Here is a 26258-nt window from a genome sequence, read left to right on the forward strand (position 1 = left end):
CAAGACAGACAGCAGTTTCTCAGCCTTCATAGCCCTCGCAGCGACCGTTATTCGCCTCAGATGAACGTCAACAGGCCCTAATCGCTTTACGCCGTTTTTCCCGACTTGGCGAGAGGGCGGTTGCGCCGCCCGCCTGCGCCCCGGGTAGCGCCTTGGTTCTTTGACTGAATGCCGATGCACGGGCCATGCACATCGCATGCACACCGAATGCGCAGGGCGCAGCCTTGGCCTATAAAGTCGCGCAGGTCAATTTTCAGCGGGGGAAGGTGGGTTGGCACCCACCCTACGCATCGGGCAGTGCACCTTGGAAAGCCGCCGACACACGGCACGCACCCATCGGCACGCCCCGTAGGGTGGGTGCCAACCCACCACACCCTGACACCACCACGACACCGGCTGACCCCGACAGTCATCCCGGTGGCTCGCCCCTGCCCTACCCTTCGGCTGTGAAGCGGTAGTCGATCTCGGAAAACCGGTCTCGGGGAAAGACATAGAGGAAGCGCAAGCCGTCCGGCCCGGCCACTGTATCGTGTTGCGCCTCACCGGGGATGTACAGCGCCACGCCCGGGGTCAGGCGATGGGCTGTGCCGTCGATTGTCACCGTGCCCGCGCCGGTCAGGCCAAAATAGATCTCGGCGGCACCGTGGCGATGAGGCAGCAGCGTGCCCGACGGGCCGAACTCGGCCACGCCCAGTACCATGCCTTGGGTCTGCGTCTTGTCCGCGCAAAACAGCGTGCGCCAGCGGACCGTGCCAAAAGCCGGATCTTCGCCCCCTTCCAGCGCGATCACCTCGGCATCCACGGCCACCGGCATGGCCGCCAGCGCCATCATGGCAAGGGCCTGCGCCTGCATCTCGCCCAAATGCTCTGTCATGGCGCACCTCCCTGCAACACGCCGTGGTCGATGGTTCGCGTGTAACGAATACGCGCCCCCGGCGTCCGCTCCGAAAGCGACCACGCCGAAGCCGTTTTCAAACCACATGATCTGAATCAAGGCGCAGGGCGTCCGCTTGGGACATACAAGCGCAATTCAAAAAAACCGGATCGGAGACGCGCCATGGATCTGCTTGCCCTCGTCGAATGGATCGGAGAAGCCCCCACCGCCGCCCTGCTTGGCATTCTGACCGGGGTGATCTTCGGCGTCTCGGCCCAGCGGTCGCGGTTCTGCCTGCGCGCTGCCACGGTGCAGTTCGCCCGAGGCCAGATGGGCGACAAGGTGGCGGTGTGGTTCCTGACCTTTTCCACTGCCGTGGTCTGGGTGCAGGGCGCACAGCTGCTGGGGCTGTTCAATGCCGCCGAGGGCCGACAGATGGCCGTGCCGGGCAGCTGGTCGGGCGCGATCATCGGCGGGCTTGTGTTTGGTGTGGGCATGGTGCTGGCGCGCGGTTGCTCGGGGCGGTTGCTGGTGCTGGCGGCCACGGGCAACCTGCGGTCGGTCGTCTCGGGGCTCATTTTCGCCGTGGTGGCCCAGATGAGCCTGTCGGGCATCCTGTCGGACACGCGCAACGATCTGGCCGCCCTCTGGACCACCAGCGGCGGGCGCAACCTCGACCTGCTGGCCACGCTGGGCCTGCCCGACTGGGGCGGGTTCGCCGTCGGCGTGGTATTCGCCGTGCTGGCGCTGGTGCTGTCGTGGAAGAACCGGATTTCCGCCACCCGGCTGGTGTTCGGTGCCGGCGTGGGCTTTGCCGTGGCGGTGGGCTGGGTCGCCACGTTCACCCTCAGCCAGATGGCCTTCGATCCGGTCACGGTCGAAAGCGTGACCTTCTCGGGCCCTTCGGCCCATACGCTGATGTTCTTTCTCGACCGGAACGAGGCGCTGTCCTTCTCGGTCGGGCTGGTGCCCGGCGTCGTGATCGGCTCGATGGTGTCGGCCATGCTGGCGGGCGAGTTCAAATTCGAGGGCTTTGCCGACGAATCCAACATGCGCCGGTCGATGACGGGCGCGGTGCTGATGGGGTTCGGCGCAATGCTGGCGGGCGGCTGCGCCATCGGTGCGGGCGTGACCGGCGGATCGGTCTTTGCGGGCACGGCCTGGCTGGCGCTGTTCTGCATGTGGATCGGCGCCATGATCACCGATGTGCTGGTGGATCAACGCGCGGGCGCGCGCGCCGCTGCCTGACGCCCTATCGCCTGCCCCCAAAGATTCCCCTGCCGTTTCCTCTCTCTGAAAATATCCCGGGGGTCCGGGGGCTGGCCCCCGGCTCCGCGCCTTCAGAAAAAGCTCTGCGGGTCGATGTCCACCGCCAGCCGGGCCTGCGCGGGCAGGCGCACCTGCGCCACCCATGCCGCCAGAGCCGATTGCAGGGCCACGCCCTTGTCGGCCTTGACCAGCAGGCGCACGCGATGCCGCCCCCGGATGCGGGCGATGGGGGCCGGGGCCGGGCCATAGACCTGCGCGCCGATCCGTCGCAACGGACCATCCGCGCGCGCCAGGTGGGTGCCGATGTCGAACGCCACCTGCGCATCGGGCGACGAGATGATGATGCCCGCCATCCGGCCATAGGGCGGTACGCCGGCCTGCGCGCGCTCGGCCGCCTCGGCCCGCCAGAAGCCTTCCTCGTCGCCGGCCAGAATGGCGCGGATCACCGGGTGCTCGGGCTGAAACGTCTGCAACATCGCCACGCCGCGCCGCTCGGCCCGCCCGGCCCGCCCCGCGACCTGCCGCATCAATTGGAACGTGCGTTCCGCCGCCCGCAAGTCCGAGCCTTGCAGGCCCAGATCAGCGTCGATCACCCCAACCAGCGTCAGCAACGGAAAATTATGCCCCTTGGCCACCAGTTGCGTGCCGATGATGATATCCGCCTCGCCCGCGGCGATCGCCGCGATCTGTTCTTTCAGCGCGCGCGCACTGGCGAACATGTCCGATGACAGCGTGGCTACCCGCGCATCGGGAAACAGCGCCTGCGCCTCTTCGCTCAACCGCTCGACACCGGGGCCGACGGGGGCCAGCCGGCCTTCGGCATGGCACGCCGGGCAGGCTTCGGGCATCGGCTTGGTTTCGCCGCACTGGTGGCAGACAAGGCGCTTGAGAAAGCGATGCTCGACCATGCGCGCGTCGCACTGGTCGCACCCGATCTGATGCCCGCAGGCGCGGCAGATCGTGACCGGGGCATAGCCACGCCGGTTGATGAACAACAGCGCCTGTTCGCCCGCCGCGATGCGCGCCCTTACGGCGGCTTGTAGGGTGGGTGAAACCCACCTGTCGCCCGGCAGCTTTTCGGCCCGCATGTCGATCGCACGCATGTCGGGCAGCACGCTGTCGCCGAAACGGTCCTCCAGCACCAGCTTGTCATACTTGCCGCTTTCGGCGTTGGCCCAGCTTTCGAGGCTGGGCGTGGCCGAGGCCAGCACCACCTGCGCGCCACAGATCGCGGCGCGCAGCACGGCCATGTCGCGGGCGTTATACAGCACGCCCTCTTCCTGCTTGTAGGAGTTGTCGTGTTCCTCATCCACCACGATCAGCCCCAGGTCGCGGTAGGGCAGGAACAGGGCCGAGCGCGCGCCGACCACCAGTTCGGCCCCGCCCTGCGCCACCATCTTCCAGATCCGGCGACGGTCGGTCATCGTGACGCCCGAGTGCCATTCCGCCGGGCGCGCGCCGAACCGCGCCTGCACCCGTGCCACGAATTCCTGCGTCAGCGCGATTTCCGGCAGCAACACCAGCGCCTGACGCCCCCGGCGCAGGCATTCCGCCACCGCCTCGAGATACACCTCGGTCTTGCCCGAGCCGGTGACGCCGCGCAGCAGCGTCGTGCCATAACCGCCCGCCGTGATCCGCGCGCGCAGCTGATCGGCCCCCTGCGCCTGCGCGGGCGTCAGGGTCTTGCCGCCATGGTCAGGGTCCAGCGGCGGGAACGGCAGGTCGCGGGGGCTGTCCTCCTCCACCACGGCACCCTGTTTCACCAGCCCCTTGATCACCGACGGGGTGACGCCCGCCTGTTCGGCCAGTTCGCGTTGCGTGAACGACAGCCCGGCATAATCGCGCAGCACCTCGAGCACGCGGGCGCGCGCATCGGTCATCCGGTCGGGTGCCCCTTGCCCCAGCCGGTAGACCCGGCGCATGGCAGGCGTGTCGCCCAGGCCCGGCGCGCGGGTGGCCAGCCGCAGCATCTGGGTCATCGGTGTCAGGGTATAGGCCCCGGCGCGGGTCAGGAATTCCTGCATCTCCTCGCGCATCGGCGGGGCATCCAGAACGCGGGTGACGCCGCGGATCCTGGACAGGTCATAATCGCCCTTGCCCGGCCCCCAGACCACGCCCAGCACCCGGCGCGGGCCCAGCGGCACCTCGACAAAGGCACCGGGGAAACAGCCGCCTTCGGGCGCACGGTAATCCAGCAGGCGGTCCAGCGGCTGCGCCGTCAGCACCGCGACCAGCTCACCGGGATGAAAGAAATCGCGCACGCGCCCATGCCTCGCCAGATTGGGGTTTCGGGCCTCAGGTCTATGGGGTAAACGCGGGCCAGAGCAAGCCCACCGCCCGCAGGAGGCCCGAATGAAATTTTTCGTCGACACCGCCGACACCGCCGCCATCGCCGAGCTGAACGCGCTGGGGATCGTGGATGGCGTGACCACCAACCCCTCGCTGATCAAGAAATCAGGCCGCGACATTCTGGAAGTGACCAAGGAAATCGCCGCCATGGTCGATGGTCCGGTCTCGGCCGAGGTTGTCGCGACCGAAGCCGAGGCGATGATCGCCGAGGGCCGCAAGCTGGCCGCCATTGCCGAGAACATCGCCATCAAGCTGCCGCTGACATGGGACGGGCTGAAGGCCTGCAAGACCCTGTCGGCCGAGGGGCACATGATCAACGTGACGCTGTGCTTTTCCGCCAATCAGGCGCTGCTGGCGGCCAAGGCGGGGGCGACCTTCATCAGCCCCTTCATCGGGCGGCTGGACGACATCAACCTTGATGGCATGCAGCTGATCGCCGATATCCGCCAGATCTATGACAACTACGGCTACGAGACGGAAATCCTGGCCGCGTCGATCCGCACCGTGAACCACGTGACCGAGGCCGCCCGCATCGGCGCCGACGTGATGACCGCCCCGCCCGAGGTGATCCACAAACTGGCCCAGCATCCGCTGACCGATGCCGGGCTGGCGCAGTTCCTGAAAGACGCCGAAAGCGCGGGCATCAAGATCGTCTGATCCTTGTATCGCTGCACGATTTTCCCAAGGCCCGCCGCGCAGGCGGGCCTTGTGCGTTGACATCCGGCGGACAATTCCCGAATCTCGGGAAAAAACATGCAGAAACCTGCGCCCCCGCCTGCTATACACGGGCAAAACAAGACCGAGGCGAGCATGACCACCAAGCCCAGGATAGAAGACACCTTGCGTGACCGGATCATGTCGCAGCCCGATGTGATCCTGGAAGATACCGACCTGATGCGTGCGCTGGTCGCGGCGAATGAGCGCGCGATGGGCGGCAATGTCGTCGATCTGCGCGGGATCGCCATGGACCGGCTTGAGGCGCGGCTGGGCCGTCTGGAAGACACCCATCGCAGCGTGATCGCCGCCGCCTATGAGAATCTGGCGGGCACCAATCAGGTGCACCGCGCCATCCTTCGCATGCTTGACCCGGTGGATTTCGAGACCTTCCTGCGCGATCTGGGCGGCGAGGTGGCCGAGACCCTGCGCGTGGACGTGATGAAGCTGGTGCTGGAATCGCTGCAATCTGACACCGATCCGGCGGTGCACCGGCTGGGCGATGTGCTTTGCGTGGCCGAACCGGGGTTCATCGACGACTACCTGACCGGTGGGCGCGGCAGCCCGCCACGGCAGGTCACGCTGCGCCAGATGGAAGAGGGCAGCGAGACTATCTATGGCGAGGCGGCGGGCTGGATCCGCTCCGAGGCCTGTCTGCGGCTGGATTTCGGTCGCGGTCGTCTGCCCGGCATGCTGGTGATGGGGGTCGAGGACCCGCATCAGTTCTCGCCCGCGCAGGGCACTGATTTGCTGACATTTTTCGCAGGCGTTTTCGAACGGGCGATGCGCCGCTGGCTGTCATGAGCCTGATCTCGCCCGCCGCCCGCGATGCGCTGGCCGAGTGGCTGGAGCGCACCAAGGCGCTGAACGGTGCGTCGGAGAACACCCTCACCGCCTATCGCCGCGACGTGATGGATTTTCTGTCCTTTATCACCCTGCACAAGGGCGACACGCAGGGGCTGGGCGCGCTGGCGCGGATCACCGTGTCCGACATGCGGGCCTGGATGGCCGCCACGCGCGGCCCCGATCTGGGCGCGCGGTCGTTGGCGCGCAAGCTGTCGGCGGTCAAGAGCTTTTACCGCTGGCTCGCCGAGCGCGAGGGGTTCGAACCCACCGCCGTTCTGGCCACCCGCTCGCCGAAGTTTCAAAAGAAACTGCCCCGTCCGCTGGCCGAGGATGCGGCGCGCGACATGCTGGCGCGGGTGGAGTTGCAGGCCAGCGCGCCTTGGGTCGCGGCGCGCGACGTGGCGGTTGTGACGCTGCTTTATGGGCTGGGCCTGCGGATTTCCGAGGCGCTGTCGCTGACCGGGCGCGATGCGCCGCTGGCCGACCGGCTGATCATTCGCGGCAAGGGTGGCAAGGAACGCGTGGTGCCGGTACTGCCCGCAGCAGTTCATGCAGTAGATGAATATGTGGCGCTATGCCCTTTCGATAAAACGGAAAATGCACCGCTGTTTCGCGGTGTGCGCGGTGGGGCGCTGAACCCGCGCGCAATCCAGAAGGTGATGGAAGCCGCACGGATGCAACTGGGCCTGCCCGCAACGGCCACGCCGCACGCGCTGCGACACAGCTTTGCCACGCATTTGCTGAACTCGGGCGGGGACTTGCGGGCCATTCAGGAACTGCTGGGCCATGCCTCGCTGTCCACCACGCAGGCCTACACGGGCGTCGATACCGCCCGGCTGCTGCAGGTCTATGACGCGACCCATCCACGGGCCGCCACACCCCGAAAGGCAGGTTGATTTGTCACTGCGATTCAAGGCGTTATCGGTTCATCTTCTGACAGCGACAGGCGCGGTCTTTGCCATGCTGGCGCTGCTGGCGGCGGTCGATGAAAAGTGGAGCCTGATGTTTCTGTGGCTGGTCGTGGCCTTTGCGGTGGATGGCATCGACGGGCCGCTGGCGCGCCGCTATGACGTGAAATCCAACGCGGCCGAGTTTGACGGCGTGCTGATGGACCTGATCATCGATTATCTGACCTATGTGTTCATCCCGGCCTATGCATTGTTCAAATCCGACCTGTTGCCGGGTTGGGCGGGATGGATCGCGATCATCATCATCACCTTTGCCAGCGTCGTGTATTTTGCCGATACACGAATGAAATCAAAGGACAATTCCTTTTCCGGCTTTCCCGCCTGCTGGAACATGCTGGTGATCGTGCTGTTTGCGCTGCACCCCAACTTCTATGTCATCCTGGGGTTGGTGGCGGCCCTGTCGGTGGCAATGTTCCTGCCGCTGAAGTTCATCCACCCGGTGCGCACCGAACGCTGGCGCACGGTGTCGTTGCCGGTGGCGCTGGCCTGGACCTTTTTTGCCGGCTGGGCCGCCTGGGTCGATTTTCACCCCGAAAGCTGGGCGCATTGGGGCCTTGTGGTCACCAGCGTCTACCTGACACTGGTGGGGATCGTGCAGCAGGTGGTGCCGCAGCGCGGGGCTGGGGATAAGGTCTGAGCATTGTCAGGTTTCGACAAGGATTCGACGCTTGCCTGTGGATAACCGGGGGCCGACAGTCAGATCAGCAACGCGCCTGCACCCTCGTGGCGCAGCAGCCAGACCTTGGTTTCCACCCCTGCACCCCCCGAGAATCCGCCCAAGCCCTGCGCGCCCAGCACGCGGTGGCAGGGGATGAAGATCGGGATCGGGTTACCGCCGCAGCCACGCCCCACGGCCTGCGCGGGCAGGCCCAGTTCACGGGCCAGATCGCCATAGGTGCGGGTTTCGCCATGCGGGATGGCGGCGATGGCGGCACAGATGCGGGCCTGTGCGGCGCTGGCCTCGACCTGCAAAGGCAGATCAAAGACGTGCCGCAGGCCTTTGAAATACTGATCCAATTGCGCGGCGGCCCGATGCAGCAGCGGACTGTCGTCGCAACCCGCACCACCCCAGCGCAACGCCGTGATCGCGCCCTCGTTTTGCGTGATCGTCACCGCACCCACGGGCGTATCGACGGTTCGTTCCATTGTCATGCGTCCGGCCCCAACCGCAACCGGATCGGGCCGTGCGCGGTGTGCGGATCGACGGGCCGCCCCTTTTGCGTGGCCAGCAGCGGCAGGGTCGCCGCCACCGCCCGCACGCGCGGCATCAGGGGCCGCCAGTCGGAGGCGAGACGGCGGGCAACCTCGGACGGACAAAACGATTTATCCGCGCCACGCGCGCGGGCCAGCGCCATCAGGCAGGCCGCAATCTCTTCGTCATCAGGCGTCATGCCCGCGATGATGGCGTGAAAAAGGGGGGCTGTCTGCCCCCCTCTTGGCCTTGCGGCCAATTCACCCCCCGAGGATATTTCCAGAGAGAGGAAACACAGGCTCAGCCAAGCGCCGCGCTGCACCGCCCGCAGGTTTCGGGATGGGCGTGCTGGCCCACGTCGGGCAGGATTTTCCAGCAGCGCTGACACTTCTGGCCCTCTGCCTTGGCGAAGGTCACGCCGATGCCTTCGATCTCGGGCATGCGGAACGCGTCTGCCGGGGCGGGATCGGCGGTCAGGGTGATGTCGGAGGTGATGCAGATATCCTCGAACGCGACGGTTTTCAGCGCGGCCAGCATATCGGCATCGGTCACATGCACCAGCGGGGCGGCCTCGAGGCTGGCACCGATGACCTTGGCGGTGCGCTGCACCTCGAGTGCGGCGGTCACCACGCGCCGGGCGCGGCGGACCATCGCCCATTTTTCCGCCAGCGCCTCGTTGCGCCACTTGGCGGGCGTATCGGGCATGTCGCGCAGGTGCACGCTGCTGCCCTCACCGGGAAAGCGCGACAGCCAGACATCCTCGGTCGTGAAGGGCAGGATCGGGGCAAGCCACGTTGTCAGCCGGTGAAACAGCAGGTCCATCACACAGCGGGCCGCGCGGGCACGGTCGGTGTCGCCATCGCAATAAAGCGCGTCCTTGCGGATGTCGAAGTAGAACGCCGACAGGTCCACCGTGCAGAAGTTGAACAACTGCTGGTACACGCCCTGAAAATCGAACGAGGCATAGCCCGCGCGCACCTGATCATCCAGTTCGGCCAGACGGTGCAGCACCCATTGCTCCAGCTCGGGCATGTCGGCAGGGTTCATCCGATCGACTTCGGAATAATGCCCCAGCGCGCCCAGCATGAAGCGTAGTGTGTTGCGCAGGCGGCGATAGCCATCCGCCACGCCTTTGAGGATCTCGGGCCCGATCCGCTGGTCGGCGGTATAGTCGGTCTGCGCCACCCAGAGCCGCAGGATATCAGCCCCGTATTGTTTCACCACGTCGTCAGGCGCGATGGTGTTGCCCAGCGACTTGGACATCTTGTTGCCCTTTTCATCAAGGGTAAACCCATGCGTGACCACGTTGCGATAGGGTGCGCGGCCCAGCGTCCCGCAAGCCTGCAACAGCGAGGAATGGAACCAACCGCGATGCTGGTCGGTGCCTTCCATGTAGACATCTGCGATGCCGTCCGCCGTGCCATCGGCCCGGTCGCGCAGAACAAAGGCGTGGGTCGAGCCAGAGTCGAACCACACATCGAGAATGTCGAACACCTGCTCCCAGTCATCGGGGTTGTAGTCTGGCGCAAGGAACCGCGCCTTGGCGCCGTCCTGATACCAGGCATCCGCGCCTTCGGCCTCGAATGCGGCGGCGATGCGGGCGTTCACGGCCGGATCGCGCAGCAGGAAATCGGGATCAGAGGGCTTTGTGCCACGCTTCGTGAAACAGGTCAGCGGCACACCCCAGGCGCGCTGGCGCGACAGCACCCAGTCAGGCCGGGCCTCGATCATGGAATACAGGCGGTTGCGCCCGCTTTGCGGCGTCCATTTCACCAGACTGTCGATCGAGGTCAGCGCGCGGCTGCGGATCGTGGTGCCATAGGTGTCCTGCCCGTCGTTCAGGTCGCGGTCGATCGCGGCAAACCATTGCGGGCGGTTCAGGCGGATCACCGGCGCCTTGGAACGCCAGCTGTGCGCATCCGAGATCGTGATGCGCTGGCGGGCCAGCAACGCGCCCACCTGCACCAGCTTGTCGATCACCGCCTTGTTGGCACCGCCGGACTTGCCCTTGTCGTCATAGATCCGCTGCCCGCCAAAGAACGGCAGATCGGCGCGGAAGCTGCTGTCATCCATGATGTTGAAGGTCATCTCCAACCCGTGGTCGCGCCCGATCTGGTAGTCGTCATCGCCGTGGCTGGGGGCGGTGTGCACGAACCCGGTGCCGGCATCGTCGGTGACGTGATCGCCGGGGTAGAGGGGCACGGGGTAGTCCCATTCGCCTTGCGCGTCTGCGGCACCATGAAAAGGATGGTGACAGACCAGCGCCGACAGCTCGGACGCAGACACATCGCGAAGGCGACGCACCATGCCGTACTCAAGCCGGGCGCGCGCAAAGGCGGTTTCGGCCAGCGCGTCGGCGATGACATAACGTTCGCCGACACTGGCCCAGCATTCGTCCGGCGTGCCCGTGACCTCGTATAGCCCGTAGCCGATGTCCGAGCCAAAACAGATGGCCCGGTTCTGAGGAATGGTCCAAGGTGTCGTGGTCCAGATCAAAACGGCCGCACGCCCCAATAGTCCAGCAGAAGCTAACGCATCAGGCTCGGCGTCTTGGTCAGACTCAGGATACATCTTTTTCGCAAGCTGATTAACATGCTCTGCGCGAGCCTCTGAAACGCCTGCTACAGGGAACTTGACCCAGATCGCATCGGTCTGGCGGTCGTGATATTCCACCTCCGCCTCGGCCAGTGCCGTCTTTTCCACCGGCGACCACATCACGGGTTTCGAGCCCTGATACAGCGCGCCGTTCATCACGAACTTCATGAACTCCTCGGCGATCACGCGCTCGGCGTGGAAATCCATCGTCAGGTATGGATCGGCCCAGTTGCCGGTGATGCCAAGCCGCTGGAATTCGTCGCGCTGGATGTCGATCCAGCCCTCGGCAAAGCGGCGGCATTCCTGCCGGAAATCGACAAGCGGCACGTCATCCTTGTCCAGACCCTTGGCGCGGTACTGTTCCTCGATCTTCCATTCGATCGGCAGGCCGTGGCAATCCCAGCCCGGCACATAGCGCGCGTCGCGGCCCATCATCTGGTGGCTGCGCACGATCATGTCCTTGATCGTCTTGTTCAGCGCGTGGCCGATATGCAGGTGGCCGTTGGCATAGGGCGGGCCGTCATGCAGGGTGAAGGGCGTGCGCGGGCCGTCCTTGGCCTTGTCGCGCAGGCGGTCATAGATGCCGATGCGGGCCCAGCGGTCCAGCCACTCGGGCTCGCGCGTGGGCAGGCCCGCGCGCATCGGAAAATCGGTTTTTGGCAGGTTCAGCGTGGCTTTGTAGTCGGGCGTTTCGGCGCACATGTCCGGGCGTCCTCTGGGTCAGATCTGCGGTATGGGTGGGGCGGCGCGGCAGGCCATGCGCCATTTTCCCGGCGACCTGATCATGTCAGGGCGCCGGGCATGTAATTCGAATGACTATGGCCATGGTGTGCATCATGGCGCGGGTTATAGGCCGGGCGCGTCCAAGCGTCCAGAGGGGGCAGACCCGTGCAAGATGGGACGCGATGCCGCCTGTTGCATCCCCGCGCCGCTGTGGCATGAAAGGGGCGATAGGAGCCACCATGACCGCCCTGCCCCCGCGTTTCGACATATCCGAGGACGAGATTGCCCGCGTTGTCGCGCGGTTCTATGCCCATGTGCGCGATCATCCCGGGCTGGCGCCGGTCTTTGCCGCCCATGTCGAGGACTGGCCCGCGCATGAGGCATTGGTGACGGAGTTCTGGAAAACCTCGATCCTGCACACCACTGGCTATGGCGGCAACGTGATGCGCACGCACAAGGAGGCCGGAAACGTGCGCCCCGGCATGTTCGACGCCTGGCTGGGCCTGTTCGACATGGTGCTGCGGGCCGAGCTGGACGCGCACAAGGCCGCCGCCTGGAGCGCGCTGGCCCACCGCATCGGGCGCACTTTGCGCGCAGGCGTGGTGGAACGGATGCAGCAGGGGCCGGGCGGCGTGCCGATCCTGCGCTGACCTCTGGACAGGGCAGATTTGCAAAGGCACCATGCCGCAATCGCAAATCTGCAAAGCCGGGGGCCGGATGTCTGTCAAGAAACTCTATGCCGGGGCCAAGCTGCGCGAGACCCGGCAGCGCCTGTCGCTGACGCAAAAGGATTTCGCCGCCAAGCTGGGTGTGTCGCTGCCCTATCTCAACCAGATGGAGAACAACAACCGCCCCGTCAGCACCACCGTGATACTGGCGCTGGCGCAGGAGTTCGGCTTTGACGTGACCGAACTGGCCACCGGCGACAGCGAGCGGCTTGTCAGCGACATGCGCGAGGCGATGGCCGATCCGGTGTTTGGCGACAGCCCGCCGCCGATGGCCGATCTGCGGCTGACCGCCTCGAACGCGCCCGCGCTGGCGCGCGCCTTCATCGACCTGCATCGCGCCTACCGGCAGACGCATGAACGGCTGGCCAGTCTGGACGAGGCGCTGGGGCGCGAGGAATCACGCCTGCAACCCAGCCCCTGGGACGAGGTGCGCGATTTCTTTCACTACTGCGACAATTACATCGACGCCGTGGACCGCGCCGCCGAACATGCCGCGGCGCAGGCGCAGGGCCGCCCCATGCGCGCCTATGCGCCCGAGATGCTGGAACGTGCGGGGATCACCCTGCGGGTGGCCGACAGCGACCGGCTGCGGCGGTTCGATCCCGAAACCCGCGCGCTGACCCTGTCGAACCGCGCGGCGCCAGAGACCCAGACCTTCCAGATGCTGTTGCAGATCGCGCTGGTGCAGCAGGACAAGCTGCTGGAGGCGACGCTGGATTTCGCGCGGTTTCGCAGCGACGAGGCGCGGTCGATTGCCAAGATCGGGCTGGCCAATTATTTCGCCGGGGCCGCCCTGATGCCCTATACAAGGTTTCTGGAGGCGGCCCAGAGCGACCGGCACGATCTGGAGCGGCTGGCGACGCGGTTCTCGGCCTCGATCGAGCAGGTGGCGCACCGGCTGTCCACGTTGCAGCGGCCCGGAGCCAAGGGGATACCGTTCTTTTTTGTCCGGGTGGATCAGGCGGGCACGATCACTAAGCGGCACAGCGCCACGCGCCTGCAATTCGCGCGGTTCGGCGGGGCCTGTCCGCTGTGGAACGTGCACCGGGCGTTTGAGACGCCGGGGCGGTTCTTGCGACAACTTGCCGAAACGCCCGACGGGGTGCGATACATCAACCTGGCCCGCGATGTCAGCAAGCCGGGCGGATCGTTCGGTGCACCCACCCGTCGCTATGCCATCGCGCTGGGATGCGAGGTGCGCCACGGCGCGGCGCTGGTCTATGCCGACGATCTGGACCTGACCAACCCGCGCGCGTTCGAACCGATCGGGATTTCCTGCCGCATCTGCGAGCGCGCGCAATGCCATCAACGCTCGGTCCCGCCGCTGGAACGGCGGCTGAGCATCGACACCAACGAACGCGGCGTGCTGCCCTATCGGGTGGAGTGAGTTGCGGGCGGCACCGTCAAGGGCCGCCCGCAAACTGAATATCGCTCGGGTCAGGCTGCTGTCAGCATCCTGTAGATCTCGTCCTTCAGGGCCGCACGCTGCTTGCGCATCTCGGCCATGTGCAGATCGTCGGTGGGTTGCACATCGGTTTCGGCGCGGTGCACGGCGCGATTGATCTCGTGGTATTCCTCGGCCAGACGGGCGAAATGCGCGTCCGAGGTTTTCAGCGCGCTGATCTTGTCGGCGTGTTCGGGAAATTCCTCGAGCAGTTCGTGCGGGGTGTGGGACATGCGCAGTTTCCTTCCTGTTGTCGTGTCAGGTCACACGATACGCAGGGGCGCAGCGCGCCAGCCTTGATACGGATCAAGCCGGGCGATGATTTTCGCGGCACTCAGGCCATGTCTGCCCCGTATTCCAGCACCAGTGGCACGATCACCTCTTCCTCGTCGGTCAGGTGGCGGTTCAGAAACCGCTTGAACCCTTCGTGCCGCGCCAGCAGGACACCAGCCTGATCGCGTCCCACATATTTTCCGCCCTGCCCTGATTGCAGCGCACGCAGCAGCGCATTTGTATCCTCGGCCAGCGCGTGCAGATGACCGTCCAGCGCGTGGTGATCGTGATCCAGCAGCTCGAACGCGCCTGAGACCCGCGAATCCAGTGGCTTGAACTGCGGGAAGTAATGATCGTCCTCGATCCCGTGGTGGCCGTGCAGTTGTTGCAGGAAAAACCCGGTGTAGCGGCTGAGCTCGGGGCCGTAGCGCTGGCCCGCCTTGTCATCCAGAAACCCCTGCGTGTCGGTGATCAGCTTGTCCAGCACCTGCCGGAACATCAGGTGCCGGTCCAGCCAGAAGGCCGTCAACTCGTTGAAATTCGCATGCCCGCGCCAGATTTCGCGCGGATACTTGTCGGCCAGAACGCGCAGATGCTCGGGCAGGCCGGTTCGGGTGGCAAGGGTCAGATCGTTTTCCATGGGCTACATATAAACGACGCCGCGTGCGACGCCATCCGGCCAGATTGCACAGCACTTGTGCGGTGTTCAGCGTTTGGCGCGCCGCCAGCCGGCGCGACGCGCCTCGGCCTCGGAACAGAACCAGCGTTCGCCCTTGGAGGTGTCGATGCGCGTCCTGTCGTACCATTGCTGGCCCGGCATGTGATAGATGCGCTTGCCGTCCTTCGAGATGTTGCCCTTGATCGGGCAGCCCTGCGGCGCGTTGGCCAGGTGCGTGGCCCCCTGCGCGGCCCGGCCCGCGGCCCTGAAATCCGCCGGTGACTGGATGCCCGACCCATGCAGGCCCCGCCCGTTCACCGCCGCGGTCTTTTCGTCCAGATCGTAATCCCAACTGTACCTGCGATAGGCAAAGGCCAGACCGTCGCGCACCAACTGCTGGCCGATGTCCTGCTCACCCACAAAGCATTTCGCCACCGTGCGGCCATATCGGTCGGTATCGACCTGCTGACAGGTCACGCGCCGTCCATCGAGTAGCGTGCTCAACTGGTCAGTGACCCATAGCCCGCAAGACCAGGGCGGCGCACCATTGCCTCCGCAGAACTGGTCGTTCTCGGGCGCGTCGATCCCGTGCAGGCGCACGGTGACCCCATCCACCTTGATCGTGTCGCCATCTATCACCCGTGCCACCCCCGCAGGGACGGCAAGCGCGGGTGTGGCGAAGCTGGCCAGGGCCAGAACAAATGCGGCACAAATTCTTAACATTTCGTTAACTTCCGCGCAGGCCAGCGCGAAATCAACCGGGTTTGTTAAGAAAGGTTAAGAATGTGTTAACGGAACTACCGCTGCGCGCCCTGCCAGTCGGGGTGCATCCACGGTTGCACGTTCTCGGGCGGCAGGGGATCGCGGCCCAGAATGTGATCGCTGACCTTTTCGCCCACCAGAATCGACGGCGCGTTCAGGTTGCCGTTGGTGATGCGCGGAAAGATCGAGCTGTCGGCCACGCGCAGCCCCGAAACTCCGATCACCCGCGCCTGCGAATCGACCACCGCACCCGGATCATCCGCCCGGCCCATCCGGCAGGTGCCGCAGGGGTGATAGGCGCTTTCGACATGCTCGCGGATGAAATCGTTCAACGCCGCATCCGATTGCGCGGCCTCACCCGGTTGAATCTCGTGTTTCACGTAAGGTTTGAAGGCGTCCTGCGCGAAAACCTCGCGGGTCAGGCGGATGCACTGGCGGAAATCGTGCCAGTCGCTGTCATCGCTCATGTAGTTGAACTGGATCTTCGGCGCGTCGGCGGGATCGGCGCTGCGCAGGGTGACCGCCCCGCGCGAGACGGACCGCATCGGGCCGACATGGGCCTGAAACCCGTGGCCTTCGGCGGCGACCTGCCCGTCATAGCGCACGGCGATGGGCAGGAAATGATACTGGATGTCGGGATAGTCCACGCCCGCGCGGCTGCGGATGAAGCCGGCACTTTCGAACTGGTTCGACGCCCCCGGCCCGGCCTTGGCCAGAAGCCATTGCAGGCCGACCCAGGCCTTGCCGAACGGGTTCCAGTGCTTGTACAGGCTGATCGGCTGGCTGGCGGCCATCTGGATATACAGCTCCAGATGATCCTGCAGGTTCTGGCCCACGCCCGCGCGGTCGGCCACGACGGGCACGCCATGCGCGGCCAGATGCCCGGCGGGGCCGATGCCGGACAGCATCAGCAGTTTCGGCGTGTTGATGGACGAGGCTGCAAGGATCACCTCGGCCTGCGCCTCGATCACCTCGGTGCGCCCGCCCCGCGAGACCTCGACCCCGATGGCGCGGCCATCGGTGATCACCACGCGGTGAGCCAGCGCGCGCACCATGGTGCAGTTCGGCAGCTTGAGCGCGGGTTTCAGATAGGCCTGCGCCGCAGACCAGCGCCGCCCCTGCCAGACCGTCATGTCATAGGGGCCAAACCCCTCTTGCTGATGCCCGTTATAGTCGCCGGTTTCGGGGTATCCGGCCTGCACCCCGGCCTGCACGAAGGCCTTGACCAGCGGGTTGTCGCGCCGCCCGCGCGTCACATGCAGCGGGCCATCGGTGCCGCGCCAGCTTGGGTCGCCGCCATGGCCGCCATCGTGCCAGTGTTCCATCCGCTTGAAATAGGGCAGCACATCGGCATAGCCCCAGCCATCCGCGCCCTGATCGCGCCAATGGTCATAGTCGCGCGCATGGCCGCGCACATAGATCATGCCATTGATGCTGGACGATCCGCCCACCACCTTGCCGCGCGGACAGGCCAGGCGACGCCCGCCCAGATGCGGCTCGGGCTCGGTCTGATAGCCCCAGTCATAGCGCGTCATGTTCATCGGGTAGGACAGCGCGCCGGGCATGTTGATCAGCGGCCCCCAGTCAGAGCCGCCATGCTCGATCACGATGACGCTGCGGCCCGCCTGTGCCAGCCGATACGCCATGGCACACCCGGCGCTGCCCGCGCCGACGATAACGTATTCGGCCTGCATCAGAACGGGGCCTCGACCCGGCCCATGCGGACGTAGACGGATTTGAGCTGGCTGTAGTGTTCGATCGCGGCCTTGGAGTTTTCGCGGCCCACGCCCGAGAGTTTCGATCCGCCAAAGGGCATTTCAACCGGCGCGTCATTGTAGCTGTTGATATAGCAGGTGCCGGCCTGAAACCCGGCGGCCACGCGATGCGCGCGCGCCAGATCGCAGGTGAACACGCCTGCCGCCAGCCCGAATTCGGTGGCATTGGCGCGGGTCAGGGCCTCGTCCTCGGTGTCGAAATCCAGAACACACATCACGGGGCCAAAGATTTCCTCACGCGCGATCGCCATGTCGTCGGTGACATCGGCAAACACCGCGGGGGTGATCCATGCGCCGGGCTTATCGATGCGCATGCCGCCGGTGACCAGCCGCGCGCCCTCGTCCACTCCCTTGGCGATGTAGTCGAGCGCGATGCGAAGCTGCGCCTCGCTGACCATCGGGCCAAAGTTGGTCTCAGGGTCCATCGGATCGCCGATGACGGCGGTCTGCAGGCGTTCGGTCAGCCGCTGTAGAAACGCCTCGAGGATACCGCGTTGCACGAACACCCGCGTGCCGTTGGAGCAGACCTGGCCACTGGAATAGAAGTTGCCAAGGATCGCCCCGCCCACGGCATCGTCCAGATCGGCATCGTCAAAGACGATCAGGGGCGATTTGCCGCCCAGCTCCATCGTGACGTGTTTCATGCCTTCGGCGGCGGCGGCATAGACCTTCTTGCCCGTCGGCACCGAGCCGGTGAGCGAGACCTTGGCCACGCGCGCATCCGTCACCAGTTGCGCGCCCACCTCGCCCGCGCCCTGCACCACGTTGATCAGGCCCGGCGGTGCGCCCGCTTCGGTCAGGATCTCGGCCACTTTCAACGCGCAGAGCGGCGTGGTTTCCGAGGGTTTGAACACCATCGCATTGCCGCAGGCCAGCGCGGGCGCGGTTTTCCAGCAGGCGATCTGCGTGGGGTAATTCCACGCGCCTATGCCCACGCAGACGCCCAGCGGTTCGCGGATGGTATAGGCCCAGTCACCGCCCGGCAGCGGGATATGCTCGCCGGTCAGGCTGCCTGCCAGCCCCCCGAAATACTCCAGCGCGTCGGCCCCGCTGGTGGCGTCGGCAACGCTGGTTTCCTGATAGGGCTTGCCGGTGTCCATGGTTTCCAGCACCGACAGGTCGTGATTGCGGTCCCGCATGATGTCGGCGGCGCGGCGCAGGATGCGGCCCCTTTCGGTTCCGGTCATCGCGGCCCATGCGACCTGCGCACGGGCGGCGGCGGCCAGCGCGCGATCGACGATGGCGGGGGTGGCGCAGTGCAGCGTGGCGATGGTTTCGCCCGTTGCCGGATAGATCACCGGCAAGGGGATGCCTGCCGTGTCCTCGACATACTGGCCGTCGATGAAATGGCTGGCGATGGGTTGCACGTTCATGGCGTTTCCTTTGGTCTGAAGCGCAGCGGCTCGTATGACACGCAGACATGCTGCGCATAGGCCGGACGGGCGCGCAGGCGCGCGTAATAGGCGGCAAGGTTCGGCAGGTCGGGCCGGGTGAAAGGCATCTCGAAGTAGCGATACAGCCCGTGTCCGGTCAGGATGTCGGCAAAGGTGAACGCGTCACCCGCCAGCCACGGCCCCTGCCCCAGACGGGCATCCAGCAGGGTGGCCAGCGGGGCAATCGCGGCCTCGCCCTCGACCAGTTTCGCAGGCGTCAGCAGCGCCGGATCGGCGCGCACCAACGGATAGAACAGCCCGGTCAGCAGGGTGGGCATGAAGGCGGTCTTGATCCATTCGGCCCAGGCATCCAGCGGGCCGCGCCGCGCGGGATCTTCGGGCCAGAACGGGGCCGCGCCATAGCGCGCGCACAGGTAGCGGTGGATGGCTGCGCTTTCGAACAGCGCCACATCGCCATCGCGCAGCGCGGGCACCAGCCCCATCGGGTTCATCGCGCGATACGCGGGCGTGTCGGTGCCGCCGTGCACATCGCCGTAATCCAGGCGTTCATGCGCCAGCCCCAGTTCGGCCAGTGTCCACATCACGATCTGCACGTTGGACGAGGTCGCCCTGCCGTAAACGGTGATCATCCGGTCATTCCCCTCGCGGAAAGCGTTGGCTTTCCTCCAGCGTGTTCAGGTCCATGTGGTTGCGCATGTAGCGTTCCGACGCCTTTTGCAGCGGTTGATAATCCCACGGGTAATAGCCGCCCTGCCGCAGCGCCTCGTACACCACCCAGCGGCGGGCCTGGCTTTGCCGCACATCGGCATCGAACGCTTCAAGGTCCCAGCGCGCGGCGGCCATGATGCGGAATTGTTCCAGCGTGTCGGCATGGGCGGGGTCTTCGGCCAGATCGGTCAGTTCGTTGGGATCAGCCTCCAGATCGAACAGTTGCTCGGGGTCGAGCGCGCAATTGGTGTATTTCCAGCGCCCCTGCCGCAGGGCGATCAGCGGGGAATAGCTGGCCTCGGCGGCGTATTCCATCGCCACGGGGCTGCGGCGGGCAGCGCCCTGCTGCAGGGGTTTCAGTGTCTCGCCCGTGGTCCAGGGCATCACCGCATCCATGCCCACGCCCGCCAGATCGCACAGCGTCGGGCACAGGTCGATCGTGCTGACCGGATCGGCCACCCGCCCCGGTGTCATGTCGGGGGCCGCGATCATCAGCGGCACGCGGGCAGAGCCATCATAGAACGACATCTTGAACCACAGCCCGCGCTCGCCCAGCATGTCGCCGTGGTCGCTGACAAAGACCACGATCGCCTCTTGTCGCGTATCCTCGAGGGTTTGCAGAACCTCGCCGATCTTGTCGTCGAGATAGCTGATGTTGGCGAAATAGGCGCGGCGCGCGCGGGCGATGTGATCGTCGGTGATGGTATAGCTGCGCCAGTCGTTGGCGTCGAAGATGCGCTGGCTGTGCGGATCGTGATCGTCATAGGCCATCGCGGGCACGGTCGGGGCCAGGTGCGCGCAATCGTCGTACAGATCCCAGTACTTGCGGCGCGCCACATACGGATCATGCGGATGGGTGAAACTGACGGTCAGGCACCAGGGGCGATCGTCCTTGCCACGGGCCAGGTCATAGACCTTTTGCACCGCGTGGAACGCGACCTCGTCGTCATATTCCATCTGGTTGCTGATCTCGGCCACGCCGGCGCCCGTGACGCTGCCCATGTTGTGATACCACCAGTCGATCCGCTCTCCGGGTTTGCGGTAGTCGGGCGTCCAGCCGAAATCGGCCGGGTAGATGTCGGTGGTCAGGCGATCCTCGAACCCGTGCAGTTGATCGGGGCCGACGAAATGCATCTTTCCCGACAGGCAGGTGTAATACCCGGCACGGCGCAGGTGATGCGCATAGGTCGGGATGCTGGATGCAAACTCCGCCGCGTTGTCATAAACCCCGTTCTGGCTGGGCAGCTGCCCGGACATGAAGGCCGCCCGCCCCGGCGCGCACAGCGGACTGGCGGTATAGGCATTGGCGAACCGCGTGGATCGCGCCGCCAGCCGTTTGAGGTTGGGCGCGTGCAGCCAGTCGGCGGGGCCATCGGGAAACAGCGTGCCGTTCAGCTGATCCACCATGATGATCAGGATATTGGGATGCGTCATGGGTGCGCCCTTTCCAGTTCAAGGTCGAGATAGCCCAGCACCTGCGCCGTCGCCTGCGCCCCGTCAGGCGCGTCGCGGCCAAGGCTTTGTTGCAGGTAGACCCCGTCGATCAGCGCGGCGATCCGGTCGGCGGCGCTGGCAGCGCGCTGCCCGATCAGAGGGCGCAACGCGTGGGTCAGGTTGGCGCGCAGACGGCGCTGATAGATCGTCAGCAGGCGCTGCGCCTGCGGCGCGCGACGGGCCAGAACGTAAAAATTCATCCACGCCGCCACCGTGTCGGCGCGAAAGTTGCGCGGGCTGAAGGACGCGCGCACGATGGCCTGCACCCGCTGGTCCGGCCCCTGCACCATGGCCAGCGCGCCGCGTACCTCGGCGGCATAGACGCCCATGGTGTGACGCATGGCGGCCAGCAGCATATCCTCTTTCCCGCCGAAATAGTGATGCGCCAGCGCACTGGACATGCCCGCACGGCGCGCGATCTGCGCCACGCTGACGTCCAGCGTGCCGGTGGCACCGATCTCGGCAATCGTGGCTTTCACCAATGCGTCGCGGCGTATAGGCTCCATCCCGAGCTTGGGCATGATCTTGACCCCCAAGTTGACCTTTACCCGGATAAATGGTTTTTAATTGACTCGTCAATCAATAAAAGCCGAAACAATGGGAGATATCATGATGACCATGCGAACCACAATTTCCGCGTTGGCCCTGATGGCCGCCGCCCCCGCAGCCTGGGCGCAATGTGACACGGTGCGGTTTTCCGATGTCGGCTGGACCGACATCACCGCCACCACGGCGACCACCACCACGGTGCTTGAGGCGCTGGGATACGAGACCGATACCAAAGTTCTGTCGGTGCCGGTCACCTATACCTCGATGGCGGCGGGCGATATCGACGTGTTCCTGGGCAACTGGATGCCCACGATGGAGGCCGACATTGCCCCCTACCGCGAGGCGGGCACCGTCGACACGGTGCGCACCAACCTGACCGGTGCGAAATACACGCTGGCGACAAATGCCGCGGGCGCCGCACTGGGCATTGCGGATTTTGCCGACATCGCCGAGCAGGCCGAGGCGCTGGACGAGACCATCTATGGCATCGAGCCGGGCAATGACGGCAACCGCCTGATCATCGACATGATCGAGGCCGATGCCTTTGGCCTGTCGGGCTTTCGTGTGCGCGAAAGCAGCGAACAGGGCATGCTGGCGCAGGTCGGCCGCGCCGACAGCCGCGACGAGCCGGTGGTCTTTCTGGCGTGGGAACCGCACCCGATGAATGCGCGCTACGACCTGACCTATCTGACCGGCGGTGATGACTGGTTCGGCCCCGATCTGGGGGGTGCCACGGTGCTGACCAACACGCGCGCCGGCTATGTCGAGGAATGTCCCAACGTGGGCAAGCTGTTGCAGAACCTGGAATTCACGCTCGAGATGGAAAACCAGATCATGGGCGCGATCCTGGATGACGGGCAAGACCCGGACGCGGCCGCCGAGGCATGGCTGAAGGAAAACCCCGACATGCTGGACGGCTGGCTGGACGGCGTGACCACCCGCGACGGCGGTGACGCGATGACGGCTGTCAAGGCGGCGCTGGGTCTGTAACCGGGTCGCGGCGCAGGTACGGGCCTGCGCCGCACCGCACCAAAAAGGGGGCTGTGATGGCCGAAAACAGCCTGATGGGATGGATCGAGGGCAACCCCATCCCCGTGGGCCGCTGGGCCGCCAACCTGTTCGACTGGCTGCAACGGGATTTTGCGGGCGTTTTCGATGCCCTGTCGGATGCGCTGGAGACGCTGATCGAGGCCATCCTGTGGGTGCTGCAAACGCCGCATCCGCTGCTGGTGGTGGCGGTTCTGGCGGTTCTGGCCTGGGCGCTGCAACGCCGCTGGCAGGCCCCTGCCCTGCTGATCGCGGGATTCCTGTTCATCATCAATCAGGGCTACTGGGAGGAAACCACGGAGTCGCTGACGCTTGTGCTGTCGGCCTGCGTGGTCTGCATGGGGCTGGGTGTGCCCATCGGCATCGCCGCCGCGCACCGGCCCCGGCTTTATGGCTGGATGCGGCCGGTTCTGGATCTGATGCAGACCCTGCCGGCCTTTGTCTATCTGATCCCCGCGATCGTGTTTTTCGGCATCGGCATGGTGCCCGGCCTGATCGCCACGGTGATCTTCGTGCTGCCCGCCCCGATCCGCCTGACCCATCTGGGCATCACCGCCACGCCGCAACCGCTGCTTGAGGCGGCGCAGGCATTCGGCGCCACGCCGCGCCAGACCCTGTGGAAGGTCGAGCTGCCCTATGCGCTGCCGCAGATCATGGCGGGGCTGAACCAGACCATCATGCTGTCGCTGTCGATGGTGGTGATCGCCGCCCTTGTCGGGGCCGACGGGCTGGGCGTGCCGGTGGTGCGCGCGCTGAACCGGGTGGACACCTCGCTGGGGTTTGAATCCGGGTTTGTCATCGTGGTGCTGGCCATCCTGCTGGACCGCCTGTTGAAGGGGCGCACGAAATGAGCGCGGTCAGCTTTCACAACGTCTCGATCGTGTTCGGCGACAAGCCTGCCAGCGCGCTGCCGCTGATGGATCAGGGGGCCAGCCGCGAGGAAGTGCAGCGCGAGACCGGACAGGTTCTGGGCGTGCATGAGTGCAGCCTCGAGGTGGACGCGGGCGAGATCCTCGTGCTGATGGGCCTGTCCGGATCGGGCAAATCCACGCTGCTGCGGGCCGTCAACGGGCTGAACCCGGTGGTGCGCGGCCATGTCGAACTGGCCAGCGAGCAGGGCCGCGTGAACGTGACCGGGGCCAATCCCGCCACCCTGCGCCGGTTGCGGCAACAGACCGTGGCGATGGTGTTCCAGCAATTCGGCCTGCTGCCCTGGCGCAGCGTGCGCGAAAACGTCTGGCTGGGTCTGGAACTGGCGGGCATGCCCCGCGCCGAAAGACAGGCGCGCACCGACGAGGAACTGGCCCTTGTGGGCCTGTCCGACTGGGCCGATCGTCGCGTGGCCGAATTGTCGGGCGGCATGCAGCAGCGCGTGGGGCTGGCCCGCGCCTTTGCCACCCGCGCGCCCGTGCTGCTGATGGACGAGCCGTTCTCGGCCCTCGATCCGCTGATCCGAACCCGGCTTCAGGACGAGTTGCTGGACCTTCAGGCGCAGCGCAAGCGCACCATCGTCTTCGTGTCCCACGATCTGGACGAGGCGTTCAAGATCGGCAACCGCATCGCCATCCTGCAAGGCGGGCGGATCGTGCAATGCGGCACCCCGCAGGAGATATTCACCAACCCGGCAACCGACTACGTGGCGGATTTCGTGGCGCATATGAACCCGCTGGGGGTGCTGTGCGCACGCGACGTGATGGAGCCGGTCGCCGGCAGCCCGGCGCAGACGCTGCCCGATGATGCCAGCATCCAGACAGTCATGCAGGCCGCTCAAGGCACCGAGGCACCCGTCGGCGTCACGCGCGACGGCAAGCTGGTGGGCCAGATCACCCGCGACCGCATCCTTGGCAAACTGCTGGACCCGCGCAGCCCCTGACGCAGCGCATCATGAGTCGGGGCGCAGTGAGTCGGGGCGCGGTCAAGGATGGCCGCAGGCCACCGCGCATCGCGCGGCTTGTCCTTGACGGCGGCGCGACTCACATAACACTCGATCAGGCGCGTTCAGGGCAGACCTGCCCCTGAACCGCCTCTCGGCAGAAGATCCGCACCGCACAGTCCGGCGCAGCGCAGGTTTTGCACGTCGCCTTGGCCAAATCTGAACAAAAAGCGCGCGGTAGCGCTCCTTTGGATCAGACCCACCTGACAGGTCACACCTTGGTGGCGGGCGCGGCAGGGGTGACGCCGCGGCGTTTTAGCACCGCCTCGCGCCAGGTGATGAAACTGACCGAAGCCATGATGACCAGCCCGCCAAACACCACCCAGGGGTCCACCGCCTCGCCAAAGAACAGCGCACCGACGGCCACCGCCCAGACCAGTTGCAGGAATGTGACCGGCTGGGTCACCGTCAGCGGCGCGCAGCGAAAGGCCAGCGTCATCGTATAGTGTCCTGCCGTGGCCAGAACGGCGACCCCGAACAGCACCATGATCGTGTGCCAGTCGGGAGTGACCCAGACCACAGCCGCCATCGGGGCCAGGCCGATGGTCACCCAGAACGACATCATGCCGACCACCACGATGGCGCTGGTCTCGTCCGTCAGCACCTTGGCCAGCAAATACGAGGCCCCGAACACCACCGCCGCGAACAGCATCGCAAGGTGTCCGGGCCCCACCTCGCGAAAACCGGGCCGCAGGATGATCAGCGCCCCCAGCAGCGCCACCAGCACGGCGACGATGCGGCGCAGGGCCAGACGCTCTCCCAGAAACAGCGCAGCCCCTATGGTGACATAGATGGGGGCCAGGTAATTCATCGCCGTCACATCCGCGATCGGGATTCGCGCCATGGCAAAGAACCACAGCGCCACGCCCACCGAATGGGCCAGACCGCGCAGGGTGAACAGGCCCAGTTGTCGCCGGGTCAGCTGGGCCCGCAGCATCGGACGGATCATCGGGATCACGAATACCAGCCCCAGCGCATAGCGGATGAAGGCCGCCTGGGGCGACGGGATCTCGGTGCCAAGATACTTCACAAGAGCGGTCACGCCCACGAACAGCATGCCGGTGACAACCATCCAGATGACACCCAGAACCGGGCGTTGCGCGGGGGAAAGATCGCTCATGCCGCAATGAACACATGTTAACGACCGGACTGCAAGGCCCTCAGGCGCCCAGCACCAGTTTGGCGGCGATCGCCCACATCACCGTGCCCACGAACGCATCCAGCACCCGCCATGCGGCGGGCCGTGCAAACAGCGGTGCCAGCAGCCGCGCGCCGTATCCCAGCGAAAAGAAGAACACGAAACTGGCCGTCATCGCCCCTATGGCAAAGGGCATGGCCGGGTATTGCGCCGAGATCGTCCCCAGCAGAACGACCGTGTCCAGATAGACATGCGGGTTCAGCCATGTCAGCGCCAGGCAGGTCAGCAGCGCGCTGCGCAGCCCCCCCGCCTGTGGCCCGGCCTGCATCGCCGCCCCGCCGCGCCAGGCCGCCAGAAACGCCCGCGCGCCATAGACCAGCAGAAACGCCGCGCCGCCGTAGCGCATCACCGGCTCCAGCCACGGCAGCGCCTGCGCCAGCGCGCCGAAGCCTGCGACACCGGCGGCGATCAGGGCGGCATCCGATATCGCGCAGGTCAAAACGATGGGCAGCACATGCTCGCGCCGCAGACCCTGCCGCAGCACAAAGGCATTCTGCGCACCGATCGCCAGGATCAGCGAAAACCCAAGGGAAAACCCCGCCAGTGCGGCACTCATCACCCATCTCCTTTTCGCTGCGATAGCCTGTTCACAAGGGCGATGCAATTTCCGACTTTTGGCGGGAAACCGGGCTGAGAGGCCGGGATAGGTCGGCCCATGTGGCCAGAAGCAGAAAAAGTTGAAAAAGCTAGTCACCTGAATCTGAAGTTCCTGCCAGTGTTTTCTGGCAGAACCTTTTGACGGAGGCGAGGATTTCGTCGGCGGAC

Annotated in this window: 25 protein-coding genes; 10 read left to right on the forward strand and 15 right to left on the reverse strand. The window is 65.7% G+C overall.

The annotated features are described in order from the left end of the window. Nucleotides 1-433 precede the first annotated feature (433 nt). Entirely contained in the window at nt 434-874 is a 441-nt protein-coding gene (locus tag ACFTOW_RS15630; RefSeq protein ID WP_379917359.1) for a cupin domain-containing protein, read from the reverse strand. Nucleotides 875-1057: 183 nt separating this feature from the next. Between ACFTOW_RS15630 and ACFTOW_RS15635 the strand changes: the two genes are divergently transcribed. Next, nucleotides 1058-2122, forward strand: a complete 1065-nt coding sequence (locus ACFTOW_RS15635; protein WP_379917361.1) for a YeeE/YedE family protein — start codon at nt 1058-1060, stop codon at nt 2120-2122. A gap of 92 nt (nt 2123-2214) precedes the next feature. Here the strand turns inward: ACFTOW_RS15635 and ACFTOW_RS15640 are convergent, their stop codons facing one another. Continuing rightward, a complete protein-coding gene (locus ACFTOW_RS15640) occupies nt 2215-4404 on the reverse strand; it encodes a primosomal protein N' (RefSeq protein ID WP_379917363.1) in 2190 nt (729 codons plus the stop codon). A gap of 91 nt (nt 4405-4495) precedes the next feature. Here ACFTOW_RS15640 and fsa point away from each other — a divergent pair, with 91 nt between their 5' ends. The 4 genes from fsa to ACFTOW_RS15660 all read left to right on the forward strand — a co-directional run bounded on the left by fsa (nt 4496) and on the right by ACFTOW_RS15660 (nt 7657). Further along, a complete protein-coding gene (gene fsa, locus ACFTOW_RS15645; RefSeq protein WP_379917365.1) occupies nt 4496-5149 on the forward strand; it encodes a fructose-6-phosphate aldolase in 654 nt (217 codons plus the stop codon). Nucleotides 5150-5302: 153 nt separating this feature from the next. Continuing rightward, nucleotides 5303-6010, forward strand: a complete 708-nt coding sequence (locus ACFTOW_RS15650) for a DUF484 family protein (RefSeq protein WP_379917367.1) — start codon at nt 5303-5305, stop codon at nt 6008-6010. After that, a complete protein-coding gene (locus ACFTOW_RS15655; RefSeq protein WP_379917369.1) occupies nt 6007-6948 on the forward strand; it encodes a tyrosine recombinase XerC in 942 nt (313 codons plus the stop codon). Before ACFTOW_RS15650 ends, ACFTOW_RS15655 begins: the two co-directional genes overlap by 4 nt. A 1-nt stretch (nt 6949) precedes the next feature. Then, nucleotides 6950-7657: a CDP-alcohol phosphatidyltransferase family protein gene (locus ACFTOW_RS15660; protein ID WP_379917371.1), complete on the forward strand. Its 708-nt coding sequence runs from the start codon at nt 6950-6952 to the stop codon at nt 7655-7657. Nucleotides 7658-7716: 59 nt separating this feature from the next. On the opposite strand, the gene ACFTOW_RS15665 is transcribed toward ACFTOW_RS15660, so the two are convergent. The 3 genes from ACFTOW_RS15665 to ileS all read right to left on the reverse strand — a co-directional run bounded on the left by ACFTOW_RS15665 (nt 7717) and on the right by ileS (nt 11509). Then, entirely contained in the window at nt 7717-8166 is a 450-nt protein-coding gene (locus ACFTOW_RS15665; RefSeq protein WP_379917403.1) for a methylated-DNA--[protein]-cysteine S-methyltransferase, read from the reverse strand. Between the two features lie 2 nt (nt 8167-8168). Then, complete coding sequence (locus tag ACFTOW_RS15670) at nt 8169-8411, reverse strand: DUF3253 domain-containing protein (protein WP_379917373.1); 243 nt, start codon at nt 8409-8411, stop codon at nt 8169-8171. Between the two features lie 101 nt (nt 8412-8512). After that, nucleotides 8513-11509: an isoleucine--tRNA ligase gene (gene ileS, locus ACFTOW_RS15675; RefSeq protein WP_379917375.1), complete on the reverse strand. Its 2997-nt coding sequence runs from the start codon at nt 11507-11509 to the stop codon at nt 8513-8515. A gap of 260 nt (nt 11510-11769) precedes the next feature. Here ileS and ACFTOW_RS15680 point away from each other — a divergent pair, with 260 nt between their 5' ends. Together ACFTOW_RS15680 and ACFTOW_RS15685 are read left to right on the forward strand one after the other, a co-directional pair. Beyond that, nucleotides 11770-12180 (forward strand): group III truncated hemoglobin, encoded by a 411-nt coding sequence (locus ACFTOW_RS15680; protein WP_379917377.1) that lies wholly within the window; start codon nt 11770-11772, stop codon nt 12178-12180. 67 nt (nt 12181-12247) lie between these two features. Further along, the gene (locus tag ACFTOW_RS15685) at nt 12248-13645 is read left to right on the forward strand and encodes a helix-turn-helix domain-containing protein (protein WP_379917379.1); all 1398 of its coding nucleotides are present in this window, start codon (nt 12248-12250) and stop codon (nt 13643-13645) included. A gap of 50 nt (nt 13646-13695) precedes the next feature. Here ACFTOW_RS15685 and ACFTOW_RS15690 read toward each other — a convergent pair whose 3' ends face one another. The 8 genes from ACFTOW_RS15690 to betI form a co-directional block, all read right to left on the reverse strand. Further along, on the reverse strand, nt 13696-13935 hold the full coding sequence (locus tag ACFTOW_RS15690) for a YdcH family protein (RefSeq protein WP_379917381.1): 240 nt from the start codon (nt 13933-13935) through the stop codon (nt 13696-13698). A gap of 101 nt (nt 13936-14036) precedes the next feature. Then, nucleotides 14037-14615 carry a hemerythrin domain-containing protein gene (locus tag ACFTOW_RS15695; RefSeq protein WP_379917383.1) on the reverse strand — a complete coding sequence of 193 codons (579 nt, stop codon included), beginning with the start codon at nt 14613-14615 and terminating at the stop codon, nt 14037-14039. Between the two features lie 66 nt (nt 14616-14681). Then, the gene (locus ACFTOW_RS15700) at nt 14682-15356 is read right to left on the reverse strand and encodes a thermonuclease family protein (protein WP_379917385.1); all 675 of its coding nucleotides are present in this window, start codon (nt 15354-15356) and stop codon (nt 14682-14684) included. Nucleotides 15357-15430: 74 nt separating this feature from the next. Further along, nucleotides 15431-17089, reverse strand: a complete 1659-nt coding sequence (gene betA / locus ACFTOW_RS15705; RefSeq protein ID WP_379917387.1) for a choline dehydrogenase — start codon at nt 17087-17089, stop codon at nt 15431-15433. Further along, the gene (betB, locus tag ACFTOW_RS15710; protein WP_379917389.1) at nt 17089-18543 is read right to left on the reverse strand and encodes a betaine-aldehyde dehydrogenase; all 1455 of its coding nucleotides are present in this window, start codon (nt 18541-18543) and stop codon (nt 17089-17091) included. The genes betA and betB overlap by 1 nt, the downstream gene beginning before the upstream one ends. Further along, a complete protein-coding gene (locus ACFTOW_RS15715; RefSeq protein WP_379917391.1) occupies nt 18540-19193 on the reverse strand; it encodes a glutathione S-transferase family protein in 654 nt (217 codons plus the stop codon). The genes betB and ACFTOW_RS15715 overlap by 4 nt, the downstream gene beginning before the upstream one ends. Nucleotides 19194-19197: 4 nt before the next feature. After that, nucleotides 19198-20706, reverse strand: coding sequence for a choline-sulfatase (betC, locus tag ACFTOW_RS15720; RefSeq protein ID WP_379917393.1), 1509 nt, complete (start codon nt 20704-20706; stop codon nt 19198-19200). Next, nucleotides 20703-21287, reverse strand: coding sequence for a choline-binding transcriptional repressor BetI (gene betI / locus ACFTOW_RS15725; RefSeq protein WP_379917395.1), 585 nt, complete (start codon nt 21285-21287; stop codon nt 20703-20705). Before betI ends, betC begins: the two co-directional genes overlap by 4 nt. Nucleotides 21288-21378: 91 nt before the next feature. On the opposite strand from betI, the gene choX reads away from it, so the two are divergent. The 3 genes from choX (at nt 21379) to choV (ending at nt 24235) form a co-directional block, all read left to right on the forward strand. After that, complete coding sequence (gene choX, locus ACFTOW_RS15730; protein WP_379917397.1) at nt 21379-22305, forward strand: choline ABC transporter substrate-binding protein; 927 nt, start codon at nt 21379-21381, stop codon at nt 22303-22305. A 74-nt stretch (nt 22306-22379) separates the two neighbouring features. Next, a complete protein-coding gene (choW, locus tag ACFTOW_RS15735; protein ID WP_379917405.1) occupies nt 22380-23213 on the forward strand; it encodes a choline ABC transporter permease subunit in 834 nt (277 codons plus the stop codon). Next, a complete protein-coding gene (gene choV, locus ACFTOW_RS15740; RefSeq protein ID WP_379917399.1) occupies nt 23210-24235 on the forward strand; it encodes a choline ABC transporter ATP-binding protein in 1026 nt (341 codons plus the stop codon). Before choW ends, choV begins: the two co-directional genes overlap by 4 nt. A 271-nt stretch (nt 24236-24506) precedes the next feature. On the opposite strand, the gene ACFTOW_RS15745 is transcribed toward choV, so the two are convergent. Both ACFTOW_RS15745 and ACFTOW_RS15750 read right to left on the reverse strand, forming a co-directional pair. Further along, nucleotides 24507-25415: a DMT family transporter gene (locus ACFTOW_RS15745; RefSeq protein ID WP_379917400.1), complete on the reverse strand. Its 909-nt coding sequence runs from the start codon at nt 25413-25415 to the stop codon at nt 24507-24509. Nucleotides 25416-25455: 40 nt separating this feature from the next. Next, complete coding sequence (locus ACFTOW_RS15750) at nt 25456-26049, reverse strand: LysE/ArgO family amino acid transporter (RefSeq protein WP_379917401.1); 594 nt, start codon at nt 26047-26049, stop codon at nt 25456-25458. Between the last annotated feature and the right edge of the window lie 209 nt (nt 26050-26258).

Origin of the sequence: Lacimonas salitolerans, from assembly GCF_042677865.1 — a bacterium.
In the GTDB taxonomy this organism is placed as follows: Bacteria; Pseudomonadota; Alphaproteobacteria; order Rhodobacterales; family Rhodobacteraceae; genus Lutimaribacter; species Lutimaribacter salitolerans.

What these genes read in the sequence shown, in the direction of transcription:
- ACFTOW_RS15700 (WP_379917385.1), bottom strand. Translation starts at nt 15,356, where the DNA reads ATGTTAAGAATTTGTGCCGCATTTGTTCTGGCCCTGGCCAGCTTCGCC.
- ACFTOW_RS15680 (WP_379917377.1), top strand. Translation starts at nt 11,770, where the DNA reads ATGACCGCCCTGCCCCCGCGTTTCGACATATCCGAGGACGAGATTGCC.
- choX (WP_379917397.1), top strand. Translation starts at nt 21,379, where the DNA reads ATGACCATGCGAACCACAATTTCCGCGTTGGCCCTGATGGCCGCCGCC.
- ACFTOW_RS15750 (WP_379917401.1), bottom strand. Translation starts at nt 26,049, where the DNA reads ATGAGTGCCGCACTGGCGGGGTTTTCCCTTGGGTTTTCGCTGATCCTG.
- betA (WP_379917387.1), bottom strand. Translation starts at nt 17,089, where the DNA reads ATGCAGGCCGAATACGTTATCGTCGGCGCGGGCAGCGCCGGGTGTGCC.
- ileS (WP_379917375.1), bottom strand. Translation starts at nt 11,509, where the DNA reads ATGTGCGCCGAAACGCCCGACTACAAAGCCACGCTGAACCTGCCAAAA.
- ACFTOW_RS15715 (WP_379917391.1), bottom strand. Translation starts at nt 19,193, where the DNA reads ATGATCACCGTTTACGGCAGGGCGACCTCGTCCAACGTGCAGATCGTG.
- ACFTOW_RS15655 (WP_379917369.1), top strand. Translation starts at nt 6,007, where the DNA reads ATGAGCCTGATCTCGCCCGCCGCCCGCGATGCGCTGGCCGAGTGGCTG.
- ACFTOW_RS15695 (WP_379917383.1), bottom strand. Translation starts at nt 14,615, where the DNA reads ATGGAAAACGATCTGACCCTTGCCACCCGAACCGGCCTGCCCGAGCAT.
- choW (WP_379917405.1), top strand. Translation starts at nt 22,380, where the DNA reads ATGGGATGGATCGAGGGCAACCCCATCCCCGTGGGCCGCTGGGCCGCC.
- ACFTOW_RS15635 (WP_379917361.1), top strand. Translation starts at nt 1,058, where the DNA reads ATGGATCTGCTTGCCCTCGTCGAATGGATCGGAGAAGCCCCCACCGCC.
- ACFTOW_RS15665 (WP_379917403.1), bottom strand. Translation starts at nt 8,166, where the DNA reads ATGGAACGAACCGTCGATACGCCCGTGGGTGCGGTGACGATCACGCAA.
- betI (WP_379917395.1), bottom strand. Translation starts at nt 21,287, where the DNA reads ATGCCCAAGCTCGGGATGGAGCCTATACGCCGCGACGCATTGGTGAAA.
- ACFTOW_RS15690 (WP_379917381.1), bottom strand. Translation starts at nt 13,935, where the DNA reads ATGTCCCACACCCCGCACGAACTGCTCGAGGAATTTCCCGAACACGCC.
- ACFTOW_RS15650 (WP_379917367.1), top strand. Translation starts at nt 5,303, where the DNA reads ATGACCACCAAGCCCAGGATAGAAGACACCTTGCGTGACCGGATCATG.
- ACFTOW_RS15670 (WP_379917373.1), bottom strand. Translation starts at nt 8,411, where the DNA reads ATGACGCCTGATGACGAAGAGATTGCGGCCTGCCTGATGGCGCTGGCC.
- fsa (WP_379917365.1), top strand. Translation starts at nt 4,496, where the DNA reads ATGAAATTTTTCGTCGACACCGCCGACACCGCCGCCATCGCCGAGCTG.
- ACFTOW_RS15745 (WP_379917400.1), bottom strand. Translation starts at nt 25,415, where the DNA reads ATGAGCGATCTTTCCCCCGCGCAACGCCCGGTTCTGGGTGTCATCTGG.
- ACFTOW_RS15685 (WP_379917379.1), top strand. Translation starts at nt 12,248, where the DNA reads ATGTCTGTCAAGAAACTCTATGCCGGGGCCAAGCTGCGCGAGACCCGG.
- betB (WP_379917389.1), bottom strand. Translation starts at nt 18,543, where the DNA reads ATGAACGTGCAACCCATCGCCAGCCATTTCATCGACGGCCAGTATGTC.
- ACFTOW_RS15630 (WP_379917359.1), bottom strand. Translation starts at nt 874, where the DNA reads ATGACAGAGCATTTGGGCGAGATGCAGGCGCAGGCCCTTGCCATGATG.
- choV (WP_379917399.1), top strand. Translation starts at nt 23,210, where the DNA reads ATGAGCGCGGTCAGCTTTCACAACGTCTCGATCGTGTTCGGCGACAAG.
- betC (WP_379917393.1), bottom strand. Translation starts at nt 20,706, where the DNA reads ATGACGCATCCCAATATCCTGATCATCATGGTGGATCAGCTGAACGGC.